The sequence below is a fragment of the Kitasatospora sp. NPDC003701 genome, assembly GCF_053587085.1.
In genome coordinates, this window is sequence record NZ_JBSFNM010000006.1 from 153,776 (window position 1) to 170,960 (window position 17,185).

General features: G+C 73.3%; 17 protein-coding genes. 9 read left to right on the forward strand and 8 right to left on the reverse strand.

Translation table 11 applies throughout. The annotated features are described in order from the left end of the window. The first annotated feature begins 224 nt into the window (after window positions 1-224). From ACWDRR_RS08350 to ACWDRR_RS08370, 5 genes are all read left to right on the forward strand, one after another. Window positions 225-1,004, forward strand: coding sequence for an IclR family transcriptional regulator (locus ACWDRR_RS08350; protein ID WP_449771372.1), 780 nt, complete (start codon window positions 225-227; stop codon window positions 1,002-1,004). Window positions 1,005-1,297: 293 nt separating this feature from the next. Next, complete coding sequence (locus tag ACWDRR_RS08355; RefSeq protein ID WP_449771373.1) at window positions 1,298-2,212, forward strand: metal-dependent hydrolase; 915 nt, start codon at window positions 1,298-1,300, stop codon at window positions 2,210-2,212. A 19-nt stretch (window positions 2,213-2,231) separates the two neighbouring features. Next, window positions 2,232-3,317 (forward strand): PDR/VanB family oxidoreductase, encoded by a 1,086-nt coding sequence (locus tag ACWDRR_RS08360; RefSeq protein ID WP_449771374.1) that lies wholly within the window; start codon window positions 2,232-2,234, stop codon window positions 3,315-3,317. Window positions 3,318-3,500: 183 nt separating this feature from the next. Next, window positions 3,501-4,364 (forward strand): M24 family metallopeptidase, encoded by an 864-nt coding sequence (locus tag ACWDRR_RS08365; protein WP_449771375.1) that lies wholly within the window; start codon window positions 3,501-3,503, stop codon window positions 4,362-4,364. After that, window positions 4,361-6,082, forward strand: a complete 1,722-nt coding sequence (locus ACWDRR_RS08370) for an SDR family oxidoreductase (protein ID WP_449771376.1) — start codon at window positions 4,361-4,363, stop codon at window positions 6,080-6,082. The genes ACWDRR_RS08365 and ACWDRR_RS08370 overlap by 4 nt, the downstream gene beginning before the upstream one ends. Window positions 6,083-6,150: 68 nt before the next feature. Here the strand turns inward: ACWDRR_RS08370 and ACWDRR_RS08375 are convergent, their stop codons facing one another. Next, entirely contained in the window at window positions 6,151-6,444 is a 294-nt protein-coding gene (locus ACWDRR_RS08375) for a PIN domain-containing protein (RefSeq protein ID WP_449771377.1), read from the reverse strand. A gap of 37 nt (window positions 6,445-6,481) precedes the next feature. Here ACWDRR_RS08375 and ACWDRR_RS08380 point away from each other — a divergent pair, with 37 nt between their 5' ends. Next, window positions 6,482-7,396 carry an SDR family oxidoreductase gene (locus tag ACWDRR_RS08380; RefSeq protein ID WP_449771378.1) on the forward strand — a complete coding sequence of 305 codons (915 nt, stop codon included), beginning with the start codon at window positions 6,482-6,484 and terminating at the stop codon, window positions 7,394-7,396. On the opposite strand, the gene ACWDRR_RS08385 is transcribed toward ACWDRR_RS08380, so the two are convergent. After that, the gene (locus ACWDRR_RS08385; RefSeq protein WP_449771379.1) at window positions 7,387-8,364 is read right to left on the reverse strand and encodes a helix-turn-helix transcriptional regulator; all 978 of its coding nucleotides are present in this window, start codon (window positions 8,362-8,364) and stop codon (window positions 7,387-7,389) included. The genes ACWDRR_RS08380 and ACWDRR_RS08385 overlap by 10 nt on opposite strands. 109 nt (window positions 8,365-8,473) lie before the next feature. Here ACWDRR_RS08385 and ACWDRR_RS08390 point away from each other — a divergent pair, with 109 nt between their 5' ends. Together ACWDRR_RS08390 and ACWDRR_RS08395 are read left to right on the forward strand one after the other, a co-directional pair. Next, window positions 8,474-8,677, forward strand: coding sequence for a cold-shock protein (locus ACWDRR_RS08390; protein ID WP_449771380.1), 204 nt, complete (start codon window positions 8,474-8,476; stop codon window positions 8,675-8,677). Between the two features lie 49 nt (window positions 8,678-8,726). Next, complete coding sequence (locus tag ACWDRR_RS08395; protein ID WP_449771381.1) at window positions 8,727-9,347, forward strand: LysE family translocator; 621 nt, start codon at window positions 8,727-8,729, stop codon at window positions 9,345-9,347. A gap of 1 nt (window position 9,348) precedes the next feature. Here the strand turns inward: ACWDRR_RS08395 and ACWDRR_RS08400 are convergent, their stop codons facing one another. Continuing rightward, a complete protein-coding gene (locus tag ACWDRR_RS08400) occupies window positions 9,349-9,642 on the reverse strand; it encodes a hypothetical protein (protein ID WP_449771382.1) in 294 nt (97 codons plus the stop codon). A 161-nt stretch (window positions 9,643-9,803) separates the two neighbouring features. On the opposite strand from ACWDRR_RS08400, the gene ACWDRR_RS08405 reads away from it, so the two are divergent. Beyond that, complete coding sequence (locus tag ACWDRR_RS08405; RefSeq protein ID WP_449771383.1) at window positions 9,804-10,097, forward strand: hypothetical protein; 294 nt, start codon at window positions 9,804-9,806, stop codon at window positions 10,095-10,097. A 38-nt stretch (window positions 10,098-10,135) separates the two neighbouring features. On the opposite strand, the gene ACWDRR_RS08410 is transcribed toward ACWDRR_RS08405, so the two are convergent. The 5 genes from ACWDRR_RS08410 to ACWDRR_RS08430 all read right to left on the reverse strand — a co-directional run bounded on the left by ACWDRR_RS08410 (window position 10,136) and on the right by ACWDRR_RS08430 (window position 16,982). Then, window positions 10,136-11,314: an XdhC family protein gene (locus ACWDRR_RS08410; RefSeq protein WP_449771384.1), complete on the reverse strand. Its 1,179-nt coding sequence runs from the start codon at window positions 11,312-11,314 to the stop codon at window positions 10,136-10,138. A gap of 83 nt (window positions 11,315-11,397) precedes the next feature. Next, on the reverse strand, window positions 11,398-12,879 hold the full coding sequence (locus tag ACWDRR_RS08415; RefSeq protein ID WP_449771385.1) for an NCS2 family permease: 1,482 nt from the start codon (window positions 12,877-12,879) through the stop codon (window positions 11,398-11,400). A gap of 364 nt (window positions 12,880-13,243) precedes the next feature. Continuing rightward, the gene (gene pucD / locus ACWDRR_RS08420; protein ID WP_449771386.1) at window positions 13,244-15,616 is read right to left on the reverse strand and encodes a xanthine dehydrogenase subunit D; all 2,373 of its coding nucleotides are present in this window, start codon (window positions 15,614-15,616) and stop codon (window positions 13,244-13,246) included. Beyond that, window positions 15,613-16,098: a (2Fe-2S)-binding protein gene (locus ACWDRR_RS08425; protein WP_449771387.1), complete on the reverse strand. Its 486-nt coding sequence runs from the start codon at window positions 16,096-16,098 to the stop codon at window positions 15,613-15,615. Before ACWDRR_RS08425 ends, pucD begins: the two co-directional genes overlap by 4 nt. After that, window positions 16,095-16,982 (reverse strand): FAD binding domain-containing protein, encoded by an 888-nt coding sequence (locus tag ACWDRR_RS08430; protein ID WP_449771388.1) that lies wholly within the window; start codon window positions 16,980-16,982, stop codon window positions 16,095-16,097. The genes ACWDRR_RS08425 and ACWDRR_RS08430 overlap by 4 nt, the downstream gene beginning before the upstream one ends. Window positions 16,983-17,185 lie beyond the last annotated feature (203 nt).

Here is a 17,185-nt window from a genome sequence, read left to right on the forward strand (position 1 = left end):
GCCGGGGCCCGCACCCCGGCGGCCGCACACCGAGCCTCTCCCCCCAGGGCAGTGGGGGAGGGGCCGTTGTGCTGTCCGCGCCCATCACCCCGTACCCGTGCCGGTCAAGTTCTTTTACCGTACCTGCACGAATATCCGCGGAGCGGCAACTGCCGGGGCCCCGGGGTGGTTAGGCTGGAGAACACCCGCGGGTAACTCCGTGGGGGACATCGGAAGGGGACGACATGTCGACACCAGCCCCGGGTCGCCACGCCACGCTGGACCAGGGCGTGCCCGGTCCGTTCACCTCCCTGCAGCACGCCCTCAGACTGCTGGAGGCCGTCGACCGGCACCCCGGCGGTGCCACCCTGGTCTCCCTCGCCCGGGAGACGTCCCTGGGCCTGCCGACCGTCCGCCGGCTCGCCGAGATCCTGGAGATCGAGGGCTACCTCCAGTGCCAGGACGGTGGTTGGGTGCTCGGCGGCACCTTCGCGCTGCTCGGGCAGCGCAACCGGGAGCAGCTGGTGCGGGCCCGGCTGGACCGCAAGCTCGCCGAGCTGCGGGACGAGTTGGGCGCGGCGGTGTACTTCACCCGCTACCACGACGGCGAGTTGTCGGTGGAGGCGGTGGCCGCCGGCGAGCACGCGCCGGCCGTGCAGGAGTGGGTGGACTTCCGGGCCACCGCGCACGCCAGCGCGATCGGCAAGTGCCTGCTCAGCCAGCTCGACCACGACGCCCGCCGGGACCACCTCTCCCGCCACCCGGTCGCCCGGCTCACCTCGCGGACGGTCGTCGACGCCGACCAGTTGATGCACCGTCTGGAGCGCCAGCCGGCCACCGTGCCGGTGCTGGACATCCAGGAGTACGCGCTCGGCACCGTCTGCGCCGCCGTGCCGGTGACGGCGGGGAGCACGGTCGGCTGCCTGGCCACCTCGATGCCGGTCGGCAACGTGCACCGGCTCAAGGCGGCCGCCGAGCTGCTGGCCGCCCGGGCGGCGCCGCTGATGCTCGCGATGGCGGTCTGACCCCGCGGTCCCGGCCGTGCGCCGTCCCGGCCGGTCGTGAGCCGGTCTGACCGGCCGCGCGCCGTCCTGGCCGGCCGTGACCCGCCCTGACCGGCCGCGCTCGGCCGCGCCCGCAAGCCCCGTCGGATTCGGCGGGGCTTTCGCGTTTCCCGGGCCGCCGCCCGGTGCACATCACCTATTAGACACGATGTCGATAAGAGGTGCCGAACCCCTTGTAGCAGGCTCTACCCGCGAGTAAGTTGCCTGGAGCCGCGCGAGCCGAGCCACCCCGCCCCCAGGTCAGGAGGGCCTCCATGCCCCGCACCACCACACCCGTTCCCGCCGTCGCCGCCCCCGCCGCCCGGGTCCACGACAGCCTCGTCCTGGAGCCCCGGGACGTCCGCTTCGACTGGGCCGGGCTGCCGCTGCACTGGATCCCGGACGAGCCGATGGCCACCCACGTCATCAACGTCCTGCACCTCCTGCTCCCGGAGGGCGAGCGCTGGTTCGTCAAGGTGTTCAAGGACGCGCTGCCGCTGATCCGGGACGACCAACTGCGCGAGGAGGTCCTGGGCTTCATCGGCCAGGAGGCCATCCACGCCGAGGCCCACCAGGAGGTGCTGGACCACCTGCTCGCCCAGGGCCTCGACCCGCGCCCCTACGTCCGCCAGATCACCTGGCTGTTCCAGCGCGTCCTCGGGGAGAAGCCCGGCCTGCCGCCCGTGCGGCAGCGCGAGAACATCATCGAGCGGGTCGCCTTCGTCGCCGCGATCGAGCACTTCACCGCCTTCCTGGGCAACTGGGCGCTCAACTCCCCGGGCCTGGACCGGGCGAAGGCCGACCCGACGATGCTGGACCTGCTGCGCTGGCACGGCGCCGAGGAGGTCGAGCACCGCAGCGTCGCCTACGACCTGATGGTCCACCTCGACCCCGGCTACGGCCGCCGGGTCCGCGGCATGGCCGTCTCCGGGCCGCTGCTGGTCCACCTCTGGGTGCGCGGGGCCCGCTTCCTGCTGGCCGCCGACCCCACCCTGGACGGCCGGCTCCGCCCCAGCTGGCGCGAGGCGCACCGGCTCGCCAAGCGCGGCCTGCTGCCCGACCCGGTCCGTTCGCTCCGCTCCGGCCTGCGCTACCTGCGGCCCGGCTACCACCCCACCCAGGAGGGCTCGTCCAGCCAGGCCCTCGGTTACCTCGCCACCTCCCCGGCCGCCCGCGCCGCCGCCCACTGACGCCAGGAGAGTCGCCCGGATGGACCTGCACAACCCGCCCCCGGACCTCTACGGCCGCCCCCACGCGGACCGGTTCATGCGGCGCCTCACCGCCTTCGGCGACCGCTACAGCCCCGCCCTGGGCGGTCCGCTGCTGCGCCGCAACCCCCGGCGCCCGCTCGGCCGCCCCACCCCGCCGCTGCAACTCGTCGTCACCGCCCGCCGGGTGATCGCCACCGACGTGGTCGAGCTGCTGCTCGGCGACCCCTCCGGGGGAGCGCTCCCGCCCTGGCAGCCCGGCGCGCACCTGCGCCTCGCGTTGCCCTCGGGCCGCGAGCGCCACTACTCGCTCTGCGGGGACCCGGCCGACCGCACCGCCTACCGGATCGCCGTCCGCCGGCTGCCCGGGGGCGGCGGCGGGTCGGTCGAGGTCCACGCCGAGCTGCACCCCGGCGCCCGCCTCACCGCCCGCCGCCCGCGCAACGGCTTCGCCTTCTGCGCCGAGCCGGCCGTCCTGCTGCTGGCCGGCGGCATCGGGATCACCCCGCTGCTGCCGATGGTCCACGAGGCCCGGCGCCACGGCCTGGACTGGCACCTCGTCCACGTCGGCCGCAGCGCCGACACCCTCCCCTACGCGGAGGCGCTGCGGGCCCTCGACCCGCACCGGGTGCACCTGCGCACCGACGACGAGCACGGCGTGCCCACCGGAGCCGAGCTGCTGGCGTACGCCCCGCGCGGCGCCGCCGTCTACTGCTGCGGCCCGGCCCCGATGCTGGCCGCCGTCCAGCGGGCGCTGGACGGATCGCCGGCCGGGGCCCTGCACTTCGAACGGTTCGGCGCCGCCCCGATCACCGACGGCGAGCCGTTCGCCGTCCGCCTCGGCGCGGACGGCCCGGCCCTGGACGTCCCCGCCGACCGCTCGGCCCTGGACGTGCTCCGGGAGGCGCGGCCCGACCTGCCGTACTCCTGCCACCAGGGCTTCTGCGGCACCTGCGAGGTCCGGCTGCTGGCCGGCACCGCCGACCACCGCGACCGCCGCCTCACCCCCGAGCAGCGCGCCGCCGGCGCCCTGCTGCCCTGCGTCTCCCGGGCCGCCGAGGGCGAGACCCTCGTCCTGGACCTCTAGGGCGTGTCATGTGGATCAGCCCGGGGCAGCGGCGTCCGGGCACGCACGCCCCCAGCCTCCGGCCGGGAGGTGCCCCCACCGCACGGACTCTCCCCCGGCCTCCGCCTTGCGATGCACGCACCCGGACGCCGCTGCCCCGTCCGACCTGATGCACAAGACGCGCCCTAGCAGAGGAGCCCCGCCGTGCCCCGCACCCCCGTCTTCCCGTACACCGACCATGACCTCGACCGCTTCCGCGAGGTCCAGCAACTCGCCTACCACTGCGCCGAGGAGGTCGCCGCCTGGATCGAACCGGGCGTCACCGAGCGGCAGGCCACCGCCCGGCTGCGCCGGAGCCTGGTCGCCGCCGGCGTGCAGGACTTCTTCCACGTCCCCTTCGCCTGGTTCGGCGACCGCACCGCCTTCCGGCACTTCCACACCCCGCTGCAGTTCTTCGCCGGCAACCGCCGGCTGGCCGAGGGCATGCCCTACGTGCTGGACTGCGCGCCGATCGTGGACGGCTACACCGCCGACATCGGCTACGGCGGCAAGGTCGGCGAGAACCCGGTCTGGGACCGGCTCGCCGCCGACCTCCAGGTCTACCGCGAGCTGATCCTCACCGAGGTCCGCGCCCGCCGGCCGCTCGACGAGGTGTACGCGGCGGTGGACGCCCAGATCGCCGCGCACGGCTACGACAACCGCCACCGGGTCTACCCGGGCCGGGTGATCGGCCACCAGGTCACCCGGACGACCAGCCGCGGTCCGGCCGGCGTGAACCTCTTCGGCTTCGGGGTGCGTACACTCCAGACGCTCGGCCGCGAGCTGATCGGCGAGCGCCTGCAGGGCCGGTCCCCGCTCTGGGCGGACGGCCGGGCGTCCCGGCACGCGCCGACCCCGGGCCTGTGGGCGGTGGAGCCGCACATCGGTTTCCGCTCGGTGGGCATCAAGTTCGAGGAGCTGCTGGTGGTCACCGAGGACGACGCCCACTGGCTCGACGACGACCTGCCGCACGTCCGGCGCTGGACCGCGGCCCACACCGAGGCGACCGCCCAGGAGGCGACCCGATGACGACCACCCGCCGCCGGACCGTCCACTCCGGCGGGCTGCCGCTCGCCGTCTTCGAGGACGGCGACCCCGACGCGCCGACCGTCCTGCTGGTGCACGGCTACCCGGACACCCACGTGGTCTGGGACGACATCGCCGCCGACCTCGCCCGCGACCACCACGTGGTCCGCTACGACGTGCGCGGCGCCGGCGAGTCCGGGGTGCCCGTCTCGCGCGAGGGCTACCGGCTGGAACACCTGGCCGCCGACCTCTTCGCGGTGGCCGACGCGGTCAGCCCCGACCGCCCGGTGCACCTGGTCGCCCACGACTGGGGCTCGCTGCAGTCCTGGGAGGCCGTCACCGCGCCCGGCGCCGAGCAGCGGATCGCCTCCTACACCACCATGTCCGGCCCCTGCTTGGACCACATCGGGTACTGGATGCGCGAGCGCTACCGCCGCCCCACCCCGCGCCACCTCAAGCAACTGCTCGCGCAGGGCGCGCACTCCTGGTACATCACCGCCTTCCACCTGCCCTTCCTCGCCCCCGGTCTCTGGCGGCTCGGCCTGGCCCGCGCCTGGCCCCGGGTGCTGCGGGACCTGGAGAGCGTCACCCCGCGCCCCGGCCACCCGCAGCCCACCCTGCGGCGCGACGCGGTGCGCGGCATCGAGCTCTACCGGGCCAACATGCGCCCCACCCTGCGCAACCCGCGCGAGCGGCCCACCGAGGTGCCGGTCCAGCTGATCACCCTCACCCGGGACCACTACGTCGGCGAGTACCTCTCCGAGGGGCTGGAGCGCTGGGTGCCGAAGCTGACCCGCCGCTCCCTGCACGCCACCCACTGGTCCGCCCTCCTGGAGAAGGGAACCGCCGTGGCCGGGATGGTCCGCGAGTTCACCGCCGGCGTCGACGCCGGGCAGGCCCCGGACCGGGCCGCCGCCGGCCCGCTCGTCGTCGTCACCGGCGGCGGCAGCGGCATCGGCCGGGCCACCGCGCTGGCCTTCGCCGAGGACGGCGCCCGGGTGGTGGTCTGCGACCTCGACCTCGACGCGGCCCGGCGCACCGCCGAACTCGCCTCCCTGATCGGCCCGCAGGCGCACGCCTACCGCGTCGACGTCAGCGACGGCGCCGCCGTCGACGCCTTCGCCGAGACGGTCGCCACCGCGCACGGCGTGCCCGACGTGGTGGTCAACAACGCCGGCATCGGCCACTCCGGGACGTTCCTGGAGACCACCGAGAAGGAGTGGCAGCGCGTCCTGGACGTCAACCTCTGGGGCGTGATCCACGGCTGCCGGGCCTTCGGCACGCTGATGGCCGACCGCGGCGAGGGCGGGCACATCGTCAACCTCGCCTCGGCCGCCGCCTACCTGCCGTCCAAGGCGCTCACCGCCTACGCCACCAGCAAGGCCGCCGTCTTCATGCTCTCCGACTGCCTGCGCGCCGAACTCGCCGGGCACGGCATCGGCGTCTCCACCATCTGCCCCGGCATCGTCAACACCAACATCACCCGCACCTCCACCTTCTCCGCCACCACCGCCGACCAGCAGGCCGCCAAGCAGGCCCGCGCCGCCAGGCTCTACGCCCGCCGCGGCTTCCCGCCCGAGAAGGTCGCCGCCGCGATCCTGCACGCCGTCCGCACCGGCAAGCCGGTCGTCCCGGTCACCCCCGAGGCGAAGGCCGCCCGCTTCCTGAGCCGCCTCTCCCCGGGCCTGCTGCGCCTGGCGGCCCGCCTCAACGTGACCTGAGGCAGCGGCCCGTGGCCCTGCGATCCTCGACGCTTCGGTACGAGGACCGCAGGGCCACGGGCGTCGGCTCACATGTCGTGGGGCAGGATCTTGAACGACTTGTGCATGGTCAGAGGCCGGACCGCGCGGAAGTCGCGTTGATCGAGGGTCAGGATCGCGTTGGTGCGGTACTCCGCGGCCAGGGCGACAGTGACAGCATCCGCGAGGTCCAGACCGAGACCGCGATGACGAGCCCGGACGGCTCGCGCCGCATCCAGGGTGTCAACAGTGATCTCGGGCAGGACAGCGCGACGGCCGGGGCCGGCCCGAGGATCCTCCTTTCGGGAATCCCGACAGCAGGTGTCGGGATTCCACGGCAGCATCGGTGGTGTCGAAGCAGGCACCACGGAAGGGCACGACATGACACAGCCGCTCAAGGGCAAGGTCGCACTGGTCGCCGGGGCGACCCGGGGGGCCGGGCGGGGGATCGCGGTGCAGCTGGGGGCCGCCGGGGCGACGGTCTACGCGACGGGGCGCAGTGCCGAGGGGCACCGGTCGGAGTACGGGCGGTCCGAGACCCTGGAGGAGACGGCGGCGCTGGTCACCGCGGCCGGCGGGCGGGGGATCGCGGTACGGGCGGACCACCTCGTGCCCGCCGAGGTGGCGGCCGTGGCGGAGCGGGTCGAGGCCGAGCAGGGCGGTCTCGACCTCCTGGTGAACGACATCTGGGGCGGCGAGAACCTCTTCGAGTGGGAGCGCCCGGTCTGGGAGCACGACCTGGACAACGGACTGCGGCTGCTGCGCCTGGCCGTCGAGACGCACGCGATCACCAACCACCACCTGCTGCCGCTGCTGCTGCGCCGCCCGGGCGGGCTGGTGGTGGAGATGACCGACGGCACCGCCGACTACAACGCCACCCGCTACCGGAACTCCCTGTTCTACGACCTCGCCAAGTCCTCGGTGCTGCGGATGGCCTTCGCGCTGGGCCACGAGCTGGGCCCGCGCGGTGCGACGGCGGTCGCGCTCACCCCCGGCTGGCTGCGCTCCGAGATGATGCTGGAGCACTTCGGCGTGACCGAGGAGACCTGGCGCGACGCCACCGGGCAGCAGCCGGACTTCGGCATCTCGGAGTCGCCCGGCTACGTCGGCCGCGCCGTGGTGGCGCTGGCCTGCGACCCCGGGGTGGCGCGCTTCAACGGCACCTCGCTCTCCAGCGGCGCGCTGGCGAAGGAGTACGGCTTCACCGACCTGGACGGCAGCCGCCCGGACGCCTGGAGCTTCCTGGTGGACGCGGAGACGGCCGGCGGCCCGCTCGACCCGGCCGGCTACCGCTGAGCGGCGTAGCGCGCGGCGGTGCGGGCCGCGGCCTGCGCCAGGCGCCGCCGTAGCGCCGGGGGTTCGAGCAGTTCGGCCTCGGGCCCGAGGCGCAGCAGCTCGTCGTAGGCCACCTCCGGTGACTCGACCGGGAGCCGGACGGTGACCCAGCCCTCGCCGTCCGGCTCCCCGGCGGTGGCCAGCGCCAGCCGGGCGGCGTGCGGCTCCAGCAGGTGCGGGAGCCGCTCGACCGCGAGCGGACTGAGCCGGACCAGGACGCTCTCCCGCAGCAGCGAGCGGGCGAACTCCTCGGCCTTGGCCTCCCAGAACGCGGCGAGGTCGAACCGCTCGTCCCGGTCGAACGGCCGGTCCAGCGGCTCGGCGGTGACCAGCCGGTCCACCCGGTACACCCGGGCGCCGTCCGCGCCGTCCGCGCCGTCCGGCCGGGCCACCAGGTACCAGGCGCCCGCCTTCAGCACCAGCCCGTACGGGCGCAGCGTCCGCTCGACGGTGTCCGCGCCGCGCCGGTACCCGGCCCGCAGCAGCCGTTCGCCCCAGACGGCCCGGGAGACCTCGGCGAGCAGCGGCGGCGCGGGCGCGGTGCGGAACCAGCCGGGCGCGTCCAGGTGGAACCGCCGCACCCCGCTGGCGGGCGCCTCGCCGAGTTCGCTCAGCACCTTCAGCCGGGCGGCCAGCGCCGGGGCGTCGAGCCCCATGTCACCCAGCGGGCCCGGCAGCCCGGCGAGCAGCAGCACCTCCGCCTCGGCCCGGTCCAGCCCGGTCAGCCGGGTGCGGTAGCCGTCCAGCAGTCGGTAGCCGCCGGCCCGGCCGCGGTCGGCGTAGACCGGTACGCCCGCCTCGGCCAGCGCCAGGACGTCCCGCTGGACGGTGCGCTCGGACACCTCCAGCTCGGCGGCCAGCTCGGCCCCGGTCATGGTCCGTCGGGCCTGGAGCAGCAACAGCAGGGAGATGGCCCGTGCGGCCCGCATGGCGTCCACCCCTTCCGGTCGGGTCGGTCCTAGGGAGTGTCGCTCCCGATCCGGGCCGGGCGTTTGGTAGCCATGAGGTCCATCACCCAGCGGAAGCGAGGGAACCCCCATGGCCACCGGCACCGTGCAGTCCTACCACGCGAACCACGGCTACGGCCTGATCACCCCCGACGAGGACGGGCCCGCCCTGTACGTCTACTTCGACTCGATCGTCGGCGAGGGCGACCGGGTCCTCACCGAGGGCCGGCGGGTGCAGTACGACCCGACCGAGCAGGAGGGGCGGTGGGTGGCCGAGCGGGTACGGCCGCTGTGACCCGGCGGCCGGCCCGCCCGGGCCGGCCGAGGCCCTACGATCAGGGCCCATGGAGATGACGACTGCCCTGTGGTCCTTCGCCCTCGTGGTCGGGCTGCTCACGCTCACGCCCGGACTCGACACCGCGCTGGTGCTGCGGACCTCCGCCCTGGGGGAGCGCCGGCAGGCCTGGGGCGTGGTGCTCGGCATCCAGACCGGCACCCTGATCTGGGGCACCCTCACCTCGGCCGGGGTGACGGCGCTGCTGACCGCCTCCCAGCTGGCGTACGAGGTCCTGCGCTGGGCCGGGGCGGCCTATCTGGTCTGGATGGGGATCGGCATGCTGCGCAACCGGGGCGGCGGGGCCGAACCGGAGCAGGCACCGGCCGACGGCGGCTTCCGGTCCGGCTGGCGGCGCGGGACGCTCACCAACCTGCTCAACCCCAAGGTCGGTGTCTTCTACGTCGCGGTGCTGCCGCAGTTCATCCCGGCGGGTGCCCCGCACTTCGCCGCCGGGGTGGCACTGACCGGCGTCCACGTGCTGGAGGGGCTGCTCTGGTCGGCGGTGCTGGTGGGCTTCGCCAGGGTGGTGCGCGGCTGGCTGAGCCGGCCCGCCGCGCGCCGGCTGCTGGACCGGGTGACCGGTGCGGTGGTGGTCGGCTTCGGTGTGCGGCTGGCGCTCTCGGAGTAGGTCAGCGGCCGAGCCGGCCCAGGCCGGTGCGCAGTTCCTCGACGTTCATGCAGGGGTGGACGTCGACCTCGGCGTTGAACTCCAGCCAGAACGGCTCGCAGACGGCGGGCAGCGACGCCTCGTCCGCGATGTCGATGACGACGATCTGGCTGCGCCGGCCGCCGCGGGCGAAGAAGTAGGCGGCCTCGGGCTTGAGGGCGTCCATGATCCGGTCGAACTTCTCGGCGACGGCGCCGTCGGCGATCACCTTGTTGGCGGTCTCGGTGTCCATCGTGATTTCCAGCAGGGCGCGCATGGTCCGTGCTCCTTCCCCGGGCTCGGGGCGAGTCCTGAACTCCAGCGTCCCGCGCTCGGAGTGGCCACGCAACGTCACCCGGGTGGTGGCGCCGGGATGGCCGCGCGGCCGGGGGCGGGGCTGCATGGGAGGCGACGGAGCCGACCAGGCGGGAGCAGCCCATGGCGATCATCGCGACCTTCGAATTCCCCGGCGTCACCCGGGCCCAGTACGAGGAGGCGGTGGACCGGCTGACCGGCGGCGCCGGGCTGAACGCGCCCTCGGACTGGCCGGTGCGCGGGCTGGTCGTGCACGTGGCCGGTCCGACGGCGGACGGCGGGTGGCACGTCACCGACGTGTGGGAGTCCCGGGAGGCCTTGGAGCACTTCGCGGCGGTGCTGATGCCGATCCTCCAGGAGGTCGGCATCCCGACCGCACCGCCGCTGATCCGGGAGGTCGAGCACGTGGTGCGCTGAAGGCACGTGGTGCGCCGAAGGACGGCCCCGGGGCGCGGTCAGGCCGCGTGCGAGTGCGCGTCCTCGGTGGCCTCGGCCCGGGCCAGGTCGTGGTGGATCGGCCCGTCGCCGCTGCTCAGCGGCAGGCAGCTGCCGCCCCGCCGGTGGGCGACGATCTCGGCGGCGACCGAGACGGCGGTCTCCTCGGGGGTGCGGGCGCCGAGGTCCAGGCCGATCGGCGAGCGCAGCCGGCCGATCTCGGCCTCGGTCAGGCCGATCTCGCGCAGCCGGGTGTTGCGGTCCCGGTGGGTGCGGCGCGAGCCCATCGCGCCGACGTAGCCGATCGGCAGCCGCAGCGCCCGCTCCAGCAGCGGGATGTCGAACTTGGCGTCGTGGGTGAGGACGCAGAGGACCGTCCGCCCGTCGATCCGGTCGAGCTGGGAGTCCAGGTAGCGGTGCGGCCAGTCGACCACCACCTGGTCGGCCTCGGGGAAGCGCCGCTCGGTGGCGAAGACCGGGCGGGCGTCGCAGACGGTGACGTGGTAGCCGAGGAACTTGCCGATCCGCACCACGGCGGCGGCGAAGTCGATCGCCCCGAAGACGATCATCCGCGGCGCGGGGACGTAGGACTCGACGAAGAAGGTGGCGGTGCCCTGCTCCCGCTCGTCGCAGGGGCGTCCGTCCAGGCCGAGGACCAGCCGGCCGGTGCGCCCGGCGTCGAGCATGGCCCGGGCCTCGGCGACCACGGCGCGCTCCAGCGCCGCCACGGTCGAGGGCGCGGGGGACAGCGCCCCGTGGTGGGTGTCGGCGGTGACGGCGACGGTGGCGCCGACCAGCGCGCCGGGGCCCTCGATCACCCGGGCCAGGGCGACCGGGGTGCCCGAGGCGATGTAGGTGATGCCGGCGTCGAGCGCGGCGTCGGCGCCGGGGACGACCGGCTGGACGAAGACGTCCAGGACGCCGCCGCAGGTCAGGCCGACCGCGAAGGCGTCCTCGTCGCTGTAGCCGAACCGCTCCAGCACCGGCTCGCCGGACTCGATGGCGGCCTGGCAGAGCTCGTAGACGGCCCCTTCGACACAGCCGCCGGAGACGCTGCCGATCGCCTCGCCGGCCGCGTCGACGGCCAGTGCGGCGCCCGGGTCGCGCGGTGCGCTGCCGGAGACCCCGACCACCGTGGCCACGGCGAAGGAACGCCCGGACGCGTGCCAGGCCTGCAGCTGCTCGGCGATGTCGTGCATGTCGGGGAGCTCCTTAACACCTCGGAAGACGGAACGGGAGGTGCCGCCGTACGGGAAACGATTCCCGTACGGCGGCGGTGCTGCTAGTGCACGCCCAACCAGGACTTGATCGGGGTGAGCGCGAAGTAGACCACGAAGACGGCGGTCAGGATCCACATCAGCGGGCCGGGCTCGCGCCACTTGCCGGTGCCGGCCTTGATGACGGAGTACGAGATGACGCCCGCGGCGACACCGGCGGTGATGCTGTAGGTGAACGGCATCAGGGTGCAGGTGAGGAAAGCCGGGATGGCGACCTCGCGGTCGGACCAGTCGATGTGCCGGGCCTGGCTCATCATCATCGAGCCGATGACGACCAGGGCGGCGGAGGCGACCTCGGTGGGGACGATCGCCGCGAGCGGCGAGAAGAACAGCATCAGGGCGAACACGCCGCCGGTGACGGTCGAGGCGAGGCCGGTGCGGGCGCCGTCGCCGACACCGGTGGCCGACTCGACGAACACGGTCTGTCCCGAGGCGCCGGCCAGACCGCCGACCGCGCCGCCGGCGCCGTCGATGAACAGCGCCTTGGACAGACCGGGCATCCGGCCCTGCTTGTCGGCCAGGCCGGCCTCGGTGCCGACGCCGATGATGGTGGCCATCGCGTCGAAGAAGCCGGCCAGGACCAGGGTGAAGACGGCGACCGAGGCGCTGATCGCGCCGAGCCCGTTGCCGCCGAAGGCCCCGAACAGGTCGACGTGGCCGAAGAGGCCGAAGTCGGGGGCGGAGACCGGGCTGCCCGGCCACACCGGAGCGGAGCTGACCCAGGTCTTCGCCGGGAGGTCGGCGACCGCGTTGATGACGAAGGCCACCACGGTGCCGCCGGCGATGCCGATCAGGATCGCGCCGCGGACGTTGCGGGCCAGCAGGACGAAGATCGTCAGTACGGTGAGGCAGAAGACCAGCACGGGCCAGCCGGCGAGTTCACCGAAGGGGCCGAGCGCGAGCGGGGTGGGGCCGCCGGTGTGCACGAAGCCGGCCTTGACCAGGCCGATCAGCGCGACGAAGAGGCCGATGCCGATGGTGATCGCGTGCTTGAGCGGCAGGGGGATGCCGTTCATGATCTTCTCGCGGAGGCCGGAGACCACCAGCAGCACGATCAGCAGGCCGTAGATCACGCAGAGGCCCATGGCCTGGGGCCAGGTGGTGTGCGGGACGACCAGGGCGGATATCACGCCGGAGACGGAGAGGCCCGCGGCGACCGCGAGGGGGACGTTGCCGACCACGCCCATCAGGATCGTGGTGACGGCGGCGGCGAGCGCGGTCGCGGTGGTGAGCTGGGCGTGGTCCAGCTTCAGGCCGTTGACGTCGGCGCCGCTGAGGATGATCGGGTTGAGCAGCACGATGTAGGCCATCGCCATGAAGGTGGTGAGGCCGCCGCGGATCTCGTTGCCGAAGGTCGATCCCCGAGCAGTGATCTTGAAGTACGCGTCCAGCGCGTTCTTCGGCGGTGTAGCCGAGGCCGACGTGGGGGTGTCGTCCTCGGTGGGTCTGTCTTCAGTGGTGCCGGGCTCCGTGGGGATCCTGGTCATGTCCACTCCCAAGTGTCAAAGGGGGTTGGGGTGGGCGAGCCGACCTGACAGCCAGTCAACGAAGTTGGCACAGGGGGACGATTCGACTCACTGGGCGCACTCTGTGGCAGTGCTGCGGTGCAGTGCGTTCCTCCGGCCGACGGCCGGGGGTGGGTGGTGCGCACCGCTGCAGAACCCCGGCGTGGGAGAGGCAGCGGGAGGATGCGTTCGCTTTGTGTCGGCTGGTGCATGTGTGGTGCCTGTACTGCTGGGGGGTGGAACTGCCCCGGGGCGGCGGGGCCGTGCTCGGTGTTCTCCTCGCTCGCGCTCGGAGAGGAGGTTCGCTTGGTGCCGCCCCGGGGAGGTGTGGGGGGAGGTCCGGGGGCTACAGCGCCCCGGGGGTCTCGGTGGTCAGGTGCTCGGGCCGGACGGGGATCCGGTTGAGCGCCAGGCCGGTGGCGTTGCGGATGGCGGCCACGATCGACGGCGTCGCGGAGACGGTCGGCGCCTCGCCCACCCCGCGCAGCCCGTACGGGGCGTGCGGGTCGGGCAGTTCGAGGATCTCCACCGGGATCGGCGGGGTGTCCAGGATGGTGGGGATCAGGTAGTCGGTGAAGGAGGCGTTGCGCACCTTCCCGTCCTTGACGATGATCTCCTCCATCACGGCCAGGCCGAGCGCCTGGGTGCAGCCGCCCTGGATCTGGCCCACCACCGAGAGCGGGTTGAGCGCCTTGCCGACGTCCTGGACGGCGGTCAGCTCGACCACCTTGACCAGGCCCAGCTCGACGTCCACGTCGACCACCGCGCGGTTGGCGCAGAAGGTGTACTGGACGTGGCCGAAGCCCTGCCCGGTCTCCTTGTCGAACGGCACGGTCGGGCGGTGGTGGTGCTCGCGGGTGAGGTCGATGGCCTCGTCCCCGAGCAGGTCGACCATGGAGACCAGGGCGCCCGCCGACTGGGAGACCACCTTGCCGCCGACCAGCGACAGGTCGTTCCTGGTCCAGCCGTAGCGCCGGCGGCCCTTCTCGATCAGCGCCTGCTTGACGGCCTCGGCGGCGAGCTTCACCGCACCGCCGGTCATGTAGGTCTGCCGGGAGGCGGAGGTCGAACCGGCGGAGCCGACCTCGGTGTTGGCCGGGTGGATGGTGACCTGCTCGACGCCCAGCTCGGTGCGCGCGATCTGGGCGTGCACGGTGACGCCGCCCTGGCCGACCTCGGCCATCGCGGTGTGCACCATGGCGACCGGCTCGCCGCCGATCACCTCCAGGCGCACCCGGGCGGTGGAGTAGTCGTCGAAGCCCTCGGAGAAGCCGACGTTCTTGATGCCGACCGAGTAGCCGACGCCGCGCACGATGCCCTCGCCGTGCGAGGTGTTGGACAGCGCGCCCGGCACCTGGCGGACGTCCAGGTGCTCCAGGTCCAGCGGCGGCGGGAGCGGCATGTCCTTGACCCGGCGCAGCAGTTCGGCCACCGGGGCGGGCGAGTCGATCTGCTGGCCGGTGGGCATGAAGTCGCCTTCGGCCATCGCGTTCAGCTGGCGCAGCTCGACCGGGTCCATGCCCAGCTCGGCGGCCAGCCGGTCCATCTGGGTCTCGTAGCCGAACGCGGCCTGGACGGCGCCGAAGCCGCGCATCGCCCCGCAGGACGGGTTGTTGCTGTACAGCGCGATGGCGTGCATCCGGACGTTCGGGATCACGTACGGCCCGTGGCCGAGCGAGGCCGCGTTGCCGACCACGGCCGGCGAGGCGGAGGCGTACGCGCCGCCGTCCAGCACGATCCGGCAGTCGGCGAAGACCAGCTTGCCGTCGCGGGTGGCGCCGTGCTCGTAGAACATCCTGGCCGGGTGGCGGTGCACGTGGCCGAAGAAGGACTCGTCGCGGGCGTAGACGATCTTGACCGGCTTGCCGGTGTGCTGGGCCAGCAGCGAGGCGTGGATCTGCATCGAGAGGTCCTCGCGGCCGCCGAAGGCACCGCCGACGCCGGCCAGCGTGAGGCGGACCTTCTCCTCCGGCAGGCCCAGCACGGGGGCCATCTGCTGGCGGTCCACGTGCAGCCACTGGGTGGCGACGTAGAGGTCGATGCCGCCGTCCTCGGCCGGCACGGCCAGCCCGGACTCCGGACCGAGGAAGGCCTGGTCCTGCATGCCGACCTCGTAGGTGCCGCTGACGACGACGTCCGCCAGCGCCCGCACCTCGTCGGTCACCCCGAGGCCGGAGACCAGCCGCTGCTCGTGGCAGATGTTGCCGTACCCGTGCGACTTGTACTCGTGCGGCTCGTGCACGTAGCCGTGGGTCTCCGGGTCGAGGCACTGCTCCTCGGTGACGATCGGGGTGAGCACCTCGTACTCGACCTTGATCTTCTTCACCGCGCGGCGGGCCGTCTCCGGGTGGTCGGCCGCGACCAGCGCGATCGCCTCGCCGTGGTAACGGACCTTGTCGATCGCCAGGGCCGGCTGGTCCTGGATCTCCAGGCCGTAGTACTTGGTGCCGGGGATGTCCTCGTGGGTCAGCACCGCGTACACGCCGGGGACCTTCAGCGCGTCGGAGATGTCCACCGAGAGGATGTTGGCCCGGGGGTGCGGCGAGCGCAGCGCCATACCCCAGAGCATGTCCTCGTGCCACATGTCGGACGAGTAGGCGAACTCGCCCTTGACCTTCAGGTTGCCGTCCGGGCGCAGCGGCGAGCCGCCGATGCCGTCCTTGCTGGCCTGGTTGATGTTCTGCAGGTTCTTCTGGCCCTGGATGGTGCGAGTACTCATTCGGAGGCCGCCTTCTGGCACGTGCGGGCGGAAGCCAGCCGCACCGCGTCCATGATCTTCTCGTAGCCGGTGCAGCGGCAGAGGTTGCCCGACAGCGCCTCGCGGATGTCGTTGTCGCTCGGCTGGGCGTCCTTGGCCAGCAGGGCGTCGGTCTGCACCAGCAGACCGGGCGTGCAGAATCCGCACTGCACGGCGCCGGCGTCGATGAAGGCCTGCTGGACGAGGCCCAGCTCGCCCTGCTCGTCGGTCAGGCCCTCGACGGTGCGGACCTCGCGGTCCTGCACCTGGCCGGCCGCGACCAGACACGAACAGACCGGGACGCCGTCCAGGTAGACCGTGCAGGAGCCGCACTCGCCCTGCTCGCAGGCGTTCTTCGAGCCCGGGAGGCCGACCCGCTCGCGCAGCACGTAGAGCAGGCTCTCGCCCTCCCACACGTCGTCGGCCTCGACCGGCTTGCCGTTGGCGGTGAAAGTGACCCTCATGCCGCGCTCCTGATCTGCTTGCTGTAGTCGTTCCACGTCCAGGTGAGCGTGCGGCGGGCCATCACGGCCAGCGAGTGGCGCCGGTAGTCGGCGGTGCCGCGGACGTCGTCGATGGGGGAGGCGGCGGCCTTCACCAGCTCGCCGAACCGCTGGATCACCTCGGCGCCGAGCAGCTCGCCCGACTCCCAGAGGCCGCGCTCGGCGAGCACGCCCTGCAGGTACTCCTCGGCCTCGACGGCGCGGCGCGGCGTGGGGGCGGCCGAACCGATCCCGGTGCCGACGGTGCCGTTCTTCGGGTGCAGCGCGAAGCCGAAGGCGCAGACCGCGATCACCATGGCGTTGCGGGTGCCGATCTTCGAGAACTGCTGCGGCCCGTCCGCGACGGGGATGTGCACGGCCCTGATCAGCTCGTCGGCCGCCAGGCTGTTGCGCTTCACACCGACGTAGAACTCGTCGATCGGGATCATCCGGGTGCCGCGCACGGAGTCCGCCTCGACGAACACGTCGCGGCCGGCGGCCAGCAGCGCTGGGTGCGCGTCGCCGGCCGGGGAGGCACCGCCGAGGTTGCCGCCGACGCCGCCGCGGTTGCGGATCTGCGGAGAGCCGACGGTGTGGGCCGCCAGCGCGAGGCCGGGCAGCGGCCCGGACAGCTCGTCGATGATCCGGGAGTAGGGGACGGAGGCGCCGAGCCGGACGACATCGCCGTCGTTCGACCATTCGGTGAGCTCGGTGATGCGGTTCAGGTCGAGAATCGCGGATGGCCGGTGCACGTCGAAGTTCATCTCGACCATGACGTCCGTGCCGCCCGAGATGGGCAGCGCGGTCGGGTACTCAGCCTTCGCCGCGAGTGCCTCGTCCCAGGTAGCGGGCCGAAGGAACTCCATGCGGGTGTCTCCTCAAGTCGTTGCCGGCCGGACGGGTGGGCACAGTGCCCGGAACTCGGTGTTCGGACCACGCTGTCCGCTTCGTCGCCTCCGCGTCGGGTCCTGGTCACCGGGATGTGTCCGGCGGCGTGTGGCCAGTGAACCGCTGTGACGGGGCCCACTGGCAGTCACCGATGGCATGAAGCCCCGGCTGTGGTCCCGCC

Bases quoted from the DNA above. Each gene is read 5' to 3' on its own strand.
- pucD (WP_449771386.1), bottom strand. From the start codon at position 15,616: ATGAGTACTCGCACCATCCAGGGCCAGAAGAACCTGCAGAACATCAAC.
- ACWDRR_RS08425 (WP_449771387.1), bottom strand. From the start codon at position 16,098: ATGAGGGTCACTTTCACCGCCAACGGCAAGCCGGTCGAGGCCGACGAC.
- ACWDRR_RS08395 (WP_449771381.1), top strand. From the start codon at position 8,727: ATGGAGATGACGACTGCCCTGTGGTCCTTCGCCCTCGTGGTCGGGCTG.
- ACWDRR_RS08355 (WP_449771373.1), top strand. From the start codon at position 1,298: ATGCCCCGCACCACCACACCCGTTCCCGCCGTCGCCGCCCCCGCCGCC.
- ACWDRR_RS08375 (WP_449771377.1), bottom strand. From the start codon at position 6,444: ATGCTGCCGTGGAATCCCGACACCTGCTGTCGGGATTCCCGAAAGGAG.
- ACWDRR_RS08350 (WP_449771372.1), top strand. From the start codon at position 225: ATGTCGACACCAGCCCCGGGTCGCCACGCCACGCTGGACCAGGGCGTG.
- ACWDRR_RS08390 (WP_449771380.1), top strand. From the start codon at position 8,474: ATGGCCACCGGCACCGTGCAGTCCTACCACGCGAACCACGGCTACGGC.
- ACWDRR_RS08385 (WP_449771379.1), bottom strand. From the start codon at position 8,364: ATGCGGGCCGCACGGGCCATCTCCCTGCTGTTGCTGCTCCAGGCCCGA.
- ACWDRR_RS08410 (WP_449771384.1), bottom strand. From the start codon at position 11,314: ATGCACGACATCGCCGAGCAGCTGCAGGCCTGGCACGCGTCCGGGCGT.
- ACWDRR_RS08430 (WP_449771388.1), bottom strand. From the start codon at position 16,982: ATGGAGTTCCTTCGGCCCGCTACCTGGGACGAGGCACTCGCGGCGAAG.
- ACWDRR_RS08380 (WP_449771378.1), top strand. From the start codon at position 6,482: ATGACACAGCCGCTCAAGGGCAAGGTCGCACTGGTCGCCGGGGCGACC.
- ACWDRR_RS08370 (WP_449771376.1), top strand. From the start codon at position 4,361: ATGACGACCACCCGCCGCCGGACCGTCCACTCCGGCGGGCTGCCGCTC.
- ACWDRR_RS08415 (WP_449771385.1), bottom strand. From the start codon at position 12,879: ATGACCAGGATCCCCACGGAGCCCGGCACCACTGAAGACAGACCCACC.
- ACWDRR_RS08405 (WP_449771383.1), top strand. From the start codon at position 9,804: ATGGCGATCATCGCGACCTTCGAATTCCCCGGCGTCACCCGGGCCCAG.
- ACWDRR_RS08400 (WP_449771382.1), bottom strand. From the start codon at position 9,642: ATGCGCGCCCTGCTGGAAATCACGATGGACACCGAGACCGCCAACAAG.
- ACWDRR_RS08360 (WP_449771374.1), top strand. From the start codon at position 2,232: ATGGACCTGCACAACCCGCCCCCGGACCTCTACGGCCGCCCCCACGCG.